This window comes from Rhizobium subbaraonis, from assembly GCF_900220975.1.
Taxonomy (GTDB): domain Bacteria; phylum Pseudomonadota; class Alphaproteobacteria; order Rhizobiales; family Rhizobiaceae; genus Mycoplana; species Mycoplana subbaraonis.
This window is the reverse complement of record NZ_OBQD01000070.1, coordinates 1-2,951: the sequence shown is the minus strand read 5'-3', so window position 1 is coordinate 2,951 and position 2,951 is coordinate 1. Positions and strand designations below refer to the sequence as shown.

3 protein-coding genes and 1 pseudogene are annotated in these 2,951 nt (G+C 58.5%); 3 read left to right on the top strand and 1 reads right to left on the bottom strand.

The annotated features are described in order from the left end of the window. Positions 1–531, top strand: a pseudogene (locus CRO48_RS32625) (hypothetical protein); the annotation flags it as partial. A gap of 10 nt (positions 532–541) precedes the next feature. On the opposite strand, the gene CRO48_RS31420 reads toward CRO48_RS32625, so the two are convergent. Beyond that, on the bottom strand, positions 542–1,603 hold the full coding sequence (locus tag CRO48_RS31420; protein ID WP_141402170.1) for a GT-D fold domain-containing protein: 1,062 nt from the start codon (positions 1,601–1,603) through the stop codon (positions 542–544). Between the two features lie 173 nt (positions 1,604–1,776). Here CRO48_RS31420 and CRO48_RS31415 point away from each other — a divergent pair, with 173 nt between their 5' ends. Then, a complete protein-coding gene (locus CRO48_RS31415; protein ID WP_097143545.1) occupies positions 1,777–2,571 on the top strand; it encodes an N-acetylmuramidase domain-containing protein in 795 nt (264 codons plus the stop codon). 1 nt (position 2,572) lies between these two features. Beyond that, positions 2,573–2,746, top strand: coding sequence for a hypothetical protein (locus CRO48_RS32620; protein WP_176526970.1), 174 nt, complete (start codon positions 2,573–2,575; stop codon positions 2,744–2,746). The last annotated feature ends 205 nt before the right edge of the window (positions 2,747–2,951 follow it).

Below are 2,951 nucleotides of genomic sequence, written 5' to 3'. Positions count from 1 at the left end.
TTCACCGGAAACCGCCTGATGAACAACGGGACGTACGGATTCGATGGGGCGGCCCAAAACAACAGAAATATTGTCTCCGGTAACATCTGCCTAGGCAACGCCACCGAGAATATTCGAGTGCCTGGCGGCGCTCTCCCTATTCACAACGGCAACATAACGGACGACCCAGCCGGTGCGTACCTATACAGCAGGATCATCGAGCGTGGATCGAACGACAATGGCGAGTATGTTCGCTTTGCCGATGGCACGCAGCGTTGCTGGAAGACTGCGGTCCACAATGCCTCCCTAGGCGCCACCACTGCTGCAGATGGCGCTTGGACACTGCCGGTTTCGTTCGTGGATGACAATTATCTGGTTGGGACCAATTGCCGAAACAATACGTCTGCAGCTGGCGTCCGCACAGCTGCGCAACACTTCAGCGCCAGCGCAGTCTCCGACTCATCAAGCTCCGCTCTCTGGGGAATCTACAACGGAGGATCCACTGCGGCGACGTTCCGGCTTGACCTATTTGCGGAAGGACGGTGGCGCTGATGGGCAGCGGCTATGAGCCGCCGGGAGGCGGCAACTCAGAGCCAACGGGGAAGCCGCCACCTCTGGTCTTCAGTCCGCACCATGCATCTATCACCGAGCCCAAGTCGATACCGACGCCGCCAAGACGTTTTGCTTCACCGCAAAATATCTTGCCGAGGAGGCCGGCGCCAACCAAGACCAACGATCCTGGTCCAACGCGGTCCGCCATCTGCCGCATGATCCTTTTGAATGCGTCGGGGTATTGCGTCCCTACTGATGTCTTTTCTGACTTTCTCCACTCGGGCTCCAGGCCGATCGAAGTAAGTTTCACGCCAGCGCCGAGCTTTGCCTGAAGTCTTCCCTCCACCTCGCGACCGGATATAACAACAACATTCCTTGCCGACCGCATAAGACTGAAGAACCGCTCGGACACAGCAAGCTTAACCCCAGATCTTATCGATATGTAAAGTTTGTCAGCCGTGAGAATCTCATGGTGATGACCGACCGTAAATGCTGCGTGCTCTAGCAGCGCAAGTTGAGGGAGAGACCCACTAAACCTGTCTGGGATTCCTAGAGCGTCGGCATTTCGACTGGCTTCAATCATGAACGCAGCAACGTTCTCGATATCTTCTCTCGGAAGTTGTTTGACCCCCCATTGCATTCTAAAGCTAGTCATGACGGCTTCTTTGGTAAAAAACTTACCGAAACCCATCACCTTTGGCTCGCAGTGATTGAGTCTTATCATTGAGTACCCGATTTCGTCGGCGATGGCGGCTCCGACGCCGTCCAGTAGCTTGCCTTCGGAAGTTAAGATTCTTGCGCCATCTCCAATGCGATGTCGTAACATTTGTTCCGGGTTTTGCCGGACGGGTGCGGCTGAGATGCGACAGCCGTCATCAGAGACGTGATGATGGACGCCCAACGCCTCAAACGTCTGAACGGCTAAATCAACAATTCGTTTGAGACCCAGAGTCTGCACCACCAAGCCGGCTGGGGCATTAAGCGCAGCGGTGGTGATTCTTCCCTGGATTTCGATATCACTAAGCTCGTTGGTGATGCCGTCGACATACATCGAGTCGGGCATGGTGTGCATCGCAAAATTCCTGCTGTCACTACGCGAAAGCAGGAACATACTAAAGCGACAGGGCGCTTCACAGCCTTAAATTTTGACTACAGCAGCCTATACGAAGGCGACTGCGATCATCCCTAACAAATACTGCCCGCCATCGCCTGGCCGGCCTGACCTCCCCAATCAAGGACATCGCTATGACCAACAACGTGCTGGACCTCCAGCGGCGGTTGACCGCGCTCGGCTACAATCCGGGGCCGGCAGACGGTATCGACGGCGCAAAGACCAAGGCTGCCGTGCGCCTGTTCCAGATCGCCGAAGGGCTGACAGCAGATGGCATCGCCGGCCCGAAAACGTGGGAGCGGTTGAAGGCGAAGGACGCCCCGGCCACTTCCACGCCCTTCTACATGGGGACCGGCGCCAAGCTGTCCGATGCAGACGTCGCCCGCCTAGCCGCGGCCCACGGCATTGAAGAGGCGAAGATCCGCGCCGTCAACGAGGTGGAGGCGGCAGGATCCGGCTTCTACGCGTCGGGAGCGGTGAAGTCCCTCTATGAGCCGCATATCGCCTGGAAGATGACGAGCGGCAAGGTGAGGGACGCGCTCGCCGCCCAGGGTCTGGCCTATGCCACTTGGAAGGCTGGGGCCTACCCCTCGACGTCGTTCGCCCGGATCGATCGATGCACCCAGATTGCCGGCGCCGAGATTGCGGCCCTCTCCACGTCGTGGGGGATCGGCCAGATCATGGGGTTCAACCACAAAGCCTGCGGCTTCGATAGCGCAGTGGCGATGGTCAAGGACTTCGCCAAGGGCGAGGCGAACCAGCTTGAAGGCATGATCCGCTTCATCAAGGCCAACCCCGCGATGTTCGCCGCCCTCCAGCGTGGCGACTGGGCCGGCTTTGCCTCCCGCTACAACGGCCCCGCATACGCAAAGAACAAGTACGACACGAAGCTGGCCACTGCCTACGCACGCCACAAGAAAGGAGCATGACATGCAGAAGATTTCGAAAGCCATTGCAGCCGCAGCCGGCGGCGCAGCTACCGGCACCATTGGCCTGCCGTTCATGCCCGAGGGCACGCCCTGGTACGGGTATCTCGCGCTCTACGCCATCACGACGCTTCTGCCGGCCATGCTGACGTACCTGGCGCCCGCAAACAAGGCCTGACCGGGTTCGCCCGGTCTCGCATCCCGCACGAAACGCATGGCATGGCAGGGGACTAAATGGCAGAGGCGGATGCTATGGAACTACCGAGACGCGCCCCAAAGCTCGAATGGAACCTGAATACGATCATCCAGATCATCACGCTTATCGGCATGTGCGTCGGCGGCGTTGCGATCTGGGTGGACAAGAGCAGGGACATTGAAGAGCT

What these genes read in the sequence shown, in the direction of transcription:
- CRO48_RS31420 (WP_141402170.1), bottom strand. Translation starts at nt 1,603, where the DNA reads ATGCACACCATGCCCGACTCGATGTATGTCGACGGCATCACCAACGAG.
- CRO48_RS31415 (WP_097143545.1), top strand. Translation starts at nt 1,777, where the DNA reads ATGACCAACAACGTGCTGGACCTCCAGCGGCGGTTGACCGCGCTCGGC.
- CRO48_RS32620 (WP_176526970.1), top strand. Translation starts at nt 2,573, where the DNA reads ATGCAGAAGATTTCGAAAGCCATTGCAGCCGCAGCCGGCGGCGCAGCT.